Origin of the sequence: uncultured Aquincola sp. (assembly GCF_964001545.1) — a bacterium.
Lineage (GTDB): Bacteria > Pseudomonadota > Gammaproteobacteria > Burkholderiales > Burkholderiaceae_C > Aquincola.
In genome coordinates this window covers 1-5,578 of record NZ_CAXFDV010000103.1, presented here as the reverse complement: position 1 = coordinate 5,578, position 5,578 = coordinate 1, and the positions used below count along the sequence as shown (strand labels likewise).

General features: G+C 70.3%; 7 protein-coding genes. 4 read left to right on the top strand and 3 right to left on the bottom strand.

What is annotated here, in order from left to right:
- Positions 1–702 (top strand): TonB-dependent receptor (locus ABNT58_RS03520; protein ID WP_348752128.1); only part of this gene is annotated, 702 nt, incomplete at its 5' end.
- Between the two features lie 28 nt (positions 703–730).
- Here the strand turns inward: ABNT58_RS03520 and pdxH are convergent.
- On the bottom strand, positions 731–1,372 hold the full coding sequence (gene pdxH, locus ABNT58_RS03515; protein WP_348752127.1) for a pyridoxamine 5'-phosphate oxidase: 642 nt from the start codon (positions 1,370–1,372) through the stop codon (positions 731–733).
- 172 nt (positions 1,373–1,544) lie between these two features.
- Between pdxH and ABNT58_RS03510 the strand changes: the two genes are divergently transcribed.
- Positions 1,545–2,162 carry a nucleotidyltransferase family protein gene (locus ABNT58_RS03510; protein WP_348752126.1) on the top strand — a complete coding sequence of 206 codons (618 nt, stop codon included), beginning with the start codon at positions 1,545–1,547 and terminating at the stop codon, positions 2,160–2,162.
- On the opposite strand, the gene ABNT58_RS03505 is transcribed toward ABNT58_RS03510, so the two are convergent.
- A complete protein-coding gene (locus ABNT58_RS03505; protein ID WP_348752125.1) occupies positions 2,163–2,723 on the bottom strand; it encodes a gamma-glutamylcyclotransferase in 561 nt (186 codons plus the stop codon).
- 219 nt (positions 2,724–2,942) lie between these two features.
- On the opposite strand from ABNT58_RS03505, the gene edd reads away from it, so the two are divergent.
- Together edd and eda are read left to right on the top strand one after the other, a co-directional pair.
- Complete coding sequence (edd, locus tag ABNT58_RS03500; RefSeq protein ID WP_348752124.1) at positions 2,943–4,757, top strand: phosphogluconate dehydratase; 1,815 nt, start codon at positions 2,943–2,945, stop codon at positions 4,755–4,757.
- 11 nt (positions 4,758–4,768) lie between these two features.
- Positions 4,769–5,395, top strand: coding sequence for a bifunctional 4-hydroxy-2-oxoglutarate aldolase/2-dehydro-3-deoxy-phosphogluconate aldolase (gene eda, locus ABNT58_RS03495; protein WP_348752123.1), 627 nt, complete (start codon positions 4,769–4,771; stop codon positions 5,393–5,395).
- 29 nt (positions 5,396–5,424) lie between these two features.
- On the opposite strand, the gene ABNT58_RS03490 is transcribed toward eda, so the two are convergent.
- Positions 5,425–5,578, bottom strand: a 154-nt coding sequence (locus ABNT58_RS03490) for a VOC family protein (protein WP_348752129.1), incomplete at its 5' end; no start/stop codon positions are given.

The window sequence follows — 5,578 nt, the reverse complement described above, 5'->3', positions numbered from 1 at the left end:
TCGGTCGGTGCCACCGAGCGGGCGCCGGCTTACTACGAGCTGTACGCCAACGGCGTGCACGTGGCCACCGCCGCCTATGAGCGCGGCGACACCACGCTGGGTGTGGAACGCAGCCGCCACCTGGAACTCGGCACCGAGTGGAAGCAGGACGAGCACCGCTTCAAGGCCAGCGTGTTCCAGACGCGCTTTTCGCGCTACATCGGCCTGGACGCCACCGGCAACGTGATCGACGACGTGCCCGAATACGCCTTCACCGCGGCCCGCGCACGCCTGCGCGGCCTGGAGCTGGAAGGCCACACCCGGCTGCTGAACCGCCCGTGGACGCTGGATGCCGACGCGGCCGTCGACATGGTGCGCGGCGACAACCTGACCACCGGCGAGCCATTGGCCCGGCTGGCGCCGGTGCGAGTGCGCGCCGGCCTGACCACCGCCAGCGGCCCCTGGCAGCTCGGCGCCACGGTGGTGCACGCCGCGCGGCAGGACCGGGTGCCGGCCGCCGACGTGGCCACGCCTTCTTCCACGGTGCTGAACCTGTTCGCCACCTGGAAGATGCCGCTGCAGCAGGCCGATGCGCTGTGGTTCGTGCGGCTGGACAACGTGACCAACGAGCTGGCCTACAACGCTGCGGCCATCCGCACGGTGCGTGACCTGTCGCCGCTGGGGGCCCGGGCGCTGACGGCGGGCGTGCGTGTCGCGTTCTGACTGAACGAGGGCGGCGCGCTGGTGCCCGTCAGGGCGCCAGCCGCTCGCGCACCCACTGGCCGGCTTCGTCCAGCCGGTAGCGCAGGCGGTCGTGCAAGCGGCTCTTGCGGCCTTGCCAGAACTCCCAGCGGTCGGGCACCAGCCGGTAACCGCCCCAGTGCGGCGGGCGCGGCGGGTTCAGCGCGTAACGTGCGCCGAACTTGGCGGCATTGGCCACCAAGGTGGCGCGCGAGCCGATCACCTGGCTTTGTGGCGAACCCCAGGCCCCGATGCGCGAATCGAGCGGGCGGGAGTTGAAGTAGGCGTCCGACTCGGCGTCGTCCACCTTCTGCACCCGGCCCTCGATGCGCACCACGCGCTCCAGCTCCACCCAGTGGAACTGCAGCGCGGCAAAGGGGTGGTCGGCCAGCTCGCGGCCCTTGCGGCTCTCGTAGTTGGTGTACCAGACCAGGCCACGTGCGTCGCAGCCCTTGAGCAGCACCACCCGGGTGGAAGGCCGGCCGCCTTCGCCCACGGTGGCCAGCGTCATCGCCGAGGCTTCGGGCACCTGCGCGCTCAGCGCCTGCTGCAGCCAGGCTTCGAATTGCTTCAGCGGGTCGGCGTCGGACGCGTTTTCGTCCAGCTCGGCCCGTTCATAACTCTTGCGGAGGTCCGCCAGTGAAATGTCCATCGCGCCAGCATAGCGCCGACAGCAGATGCCATGCCCGGCCCACCCGGCATTTGCGCTTACGGGGTGGGCCCTACGTAGCAGCCCCACTACCTGTCGGCGCGCAGGGGTCCCATCCTTGCTATACCGCGCTGCAGCAATTTCGCGCCGCGGACGAGGAAGGGAGGGTTGCACCATGAGGTCGCAACCGACAGTGATCGTATTGGCCGCGGGGCGGGGCAGCCGTTTCCAGGGGCCGCAGCACAAGCTGGCGCAACCGTTCGAGGGCGGTGCTCCGGTGCTGGTGTGCACGCTGCGCCGCGTGGTGGCTTCGCAGATGAGCGTGGTGGTGGTCACCACCGCAGCGCTGGAGCCGCTGGCCCGCTCGGTGGTGGCCAGCCGCGACGTGGTGGTGCTGCCGCCGGCCGACAGCCAGCCCGGCCTGGGCATGGGCAGCTCCATCGCGGCGGGTGTGGAGGCGCGGCCGCATGCGCCGGGCTGGTTGATGATGCCCGGCGACATGCCGTTGGTGCGCCCCTCCACGCTCACCGCGGTGGCCTCGGCGCTGCAGACGCACCCGGTGGCTTATGCGCAGCACGCCGGCCGGCGCGGCCATCCGGTGGGCTTTTCGGCCGAGCTGTTCACCGACCTGGTGATGCTGCAGGGCGACGAAGGCGCGCGGCGCCTGGTGGCGCGTTACCCGTCGCAGGCAGTGGACGTGGATGATGCCGGCGCGCTGATCGACCTGGACACGGTTGAAGACTTCGCGGCGGCCCAGCGGCACCAGCAGCAGCATGCGGTGGTGGGCAAGTGATCAGGCCAGGTCGTGCCGGCGCGCCAGGGCCATCAGCCGGCGCAGCTCCTGGTCGGTCATGCCGCGCTCTTCCAGGCAGCGGGCGGTTTCGCACAGGTATTCCAGCGTGGTGCCGAAGCGGCCGCGCGCCCGGCGCAGGATCTGCACCATCTCGTCGTCGCTCAGGCGACCGGTGTAGCTGGGGCTGCGCCGGCTGAGGGTGAAGGTGAGGGCGGTGACGCGGCCGCGCGGCGTCAGGCAGGGCAGCCAGCGCGGGTCGTACACGCCGTTGATCATCTCGCGCGCCCACAGGCGTTCCAGCTCGGCGTCGGCCCGCTCGCGCGCCACCCGGTACACCATGCCGCGGCAGGAGCCGCCGGGCATCAGCGCGAACACCAGGCCCGGGTTGTCGGGCGTGCCGCGGTTGATGTTGGAGCGCATGCGCAGCGCACGGTGCCAGCCGCGCACCATGCCGGGCCGGTGTTCGTCGGCGTGGAATTCGGGGCGCCAGATCAGCGAGGCGTAGCCGAACACCCAGAGGTCTTCGGTCGGGGTCCACCGGCGGCGCACCTCCTGCAACATCGCTTTGGGATCGCGGCTTGCCGAAGGCCGGCACCGCGGCAACTCGGCCGGTGCGCCGGCCTCTGCATCGCTGCCGGACGCGGGCAAGGGCTGGGCGTGGCGAGGGTCGTCCATCACAGGGCGAGATGATGACAGAGCCGATACATGGTCAAACGAAGTTGATTTGACGATGTAACCTTGTTTCGTAAGAATCGAGTATCGAGTTACAGGGGCGCCGCCATGAAACCAGCCATTGCCAGCATCACGGACCGCATCCGGGAGCGCAGCCACGCCACCCGCTCGGCGTACCTGTCGCGGGTCGACAAGCTCATCAACCGCCCCCGCGGCAGTGATCGCATGGGTTGTGCCAACGTGGCGCACGCTTTTGCAGCGCTGCCCGCCAACGACAAGCTGCGCGTGGTGGCCGAGCGGGCGCCCAACATCGGCGTGGTCACGGCCTACAACGACATGCTGTCGGCCCACCAGCCGTACGAAGGCTTTCCGGCCATCCTGCGCGACGAGGCGCACCGCCAGGGGGCCACGCTGCAGGTGGCCGGCGGCGTGCCCGCCATGTGCGACGGCGTCACCCAGGGCCTGCCCGGCATGGAGATGAGCCTGTTCTCGCGCGACACCATCGCGATGAGCACCGCCATCGCGCTCAGCCACGACGTGTTCGACGGCGCGCTGCTGCTGGGCGTGTGCGACAAGATCGTGCCCGGCCTGCTGATCGGCGCGCTGCACTTCGGGCACCTGCCCTGTGTGTTCGTGCCAGCCGGCCCGATGAGCACGGGCCTGTCGAACAATGAGAAGTCGAAGGTGCGTGAGAAGTTCGCGCAGGGCCAGGTGGGCCGCGACGAGCTGCTGGCTGCCGAATCGGCCGCCTACCACGGCCCGGGCACCTGCACCTTCTACGGCACCGCCAACAGCAACCAGATGCTGCTGGAATCGATGGGCCTTCACGTGCCCGGCTCGGCCTTCGTGCACCCCCATGCCACGCTGCGCGAGGCGCTCACGCGGGAAGCGCTGCGCCGCGTGCTGGCCATCGGCAAGGGCGCCCATTTCCAGCCCATCGGCAAGCTGGTCGATGAGCGCACCATCGTCAACGCGATGGTGGCGTTGCTGGCCACCGGCGGCTCCACCAACCACCTGATCCACTGGGTGGCCGTGGCCCGCGCGGCCGGCATCCTGATCGACTGGACCGACTTCTCCGACCTGTCGGCCAATGTGCCGCTGCTGTCGCGCGTGTACCCCAACGGCTCGGCCGACGTGAACCAGTTCCAGGCCGCGGGCGGCCCCAGCTTCGTGCTGCGCGAACTGCTGGCCGCCGGCTGCCTGCACCCCGACGTGGCCACCATCGCCAGCGGCGGCATGGCCGCCTACGGCGACGTGCCCGCGCTGGACGGTGAGCGCCTGGTGTGGCAGCGCCTGCCTGCTCAAAGCCGGGATGAATCGGTGGTGCGCCTGGCCTCGGCCCCCTTCAGCGAGACGGGCGGCCTGAAGCTGCTGACCGGCAAGCTGGGCCGCGCGGTGATCAAGGTCTCGGCCGTGCCGGAAGACCGCCATGTGGTGGAAGCGCCCGCCCGCGTGTTCGAAAGCCAGGAAGCGCTGCAAGTGGCCTTCAAGGCCGGCGAGCTGGAACGCGACTTCGTGGCCGTGGTGCGCTTCCAGGGGCCGAACGCCAACGGCATGCCCGAGCTGCACAAGCTCACGCCGCCGCTGGGCGTGCTGCAAGGCAAGGGCTTCAAGGTGGCGCTGGTGACCGATGGCCGCATGAGCGGTGCCTCGGGCAAGGTGCCGGCGGCCATCCACGTCAGCCCCGAGGCGCTGGCCGGCGGCCCGCTGGCCAAGGTGGTGGACGGCGACATCATCCGCCTGGATGCGGTGCATGGTGTGCTGGACGTGCTGGTGGACGACGCCACCTGGGCCGCCCGCCCGGTGGCCACCATCCGCCCCGAGGCGGCTAAAGACAACGCGCATGGCCTGGGTCGCGAGCTGTTCGCGGGCATGCGCAAGAACGCGGTCAGCGCCGAAGAGGGCGCCTGCACCTGGCTTTGACAAGGACCTTCATGAACAACACCCTCGACCTCGTTTCTTATGGCCCGGTGATTCCGGTCATCGTGCTGCAGCGCGTGGAAGACGCCGTGCCGCTGGCCGAAGCCCTGGTGGCCGGCGGCGTGCGCGTGCTGGAAGTCACCATGCGCACGCCGGTGGCGCTGCAATGCATCGAAGCTATCGCCAAGGCGGTGCCCGATGCCATCGTCGGCGCCGGCACCATCCGCTGGGCCGCCGATGCGCAGGCGGCCAAGAACGCCGGCTCGGTGTTCGGCGTGAGCCCCGGCTACACCAGCGAAGTGGGTCGCGCCTGCCAGGCCGCCGGCCTGCCGCTGCTGCCCGGCGTGGCCACCGCCAGCGAGGTGATGGCGGCGCAGGCCGATGGCCTGCAGTTCCTCAAGTTCTTCCCGGCCATGCAGGCCGGCGGCATCCCGATGCTGAAGGCGCTGGCCGGCCCGTTCCCCGATGTGGTGTTCTGCCCCACGGGCGGCATCAGCCTGCAGACGGCGCCCGATTTCCTGGCGCTGCCCAACGTGAAGGTGTGCGGCGGCTCGTGGCTGACGCCGGCCGACGCAGTGGAAGCCGGCGACTGGGGCCGCATCACGCAGCTGGCGAAGGGTGCGACAGCCTTGAGGGGCTGAGATCTCGCTCCGGCACCCTCAAGTCAACTTCAGACCCCGCCCTGGATCAGCTCGATCTTGTAGCCGTCCGGGTCGGTGACGAAAGCGATGACGGTGCTGCCGCCCTTGACCGGGCCGGCTTCACGCGTGACGGCGCCGCCGAAGGCGGCGGCCTTTTCGCGCACCGCGTCGCACATCGCATAG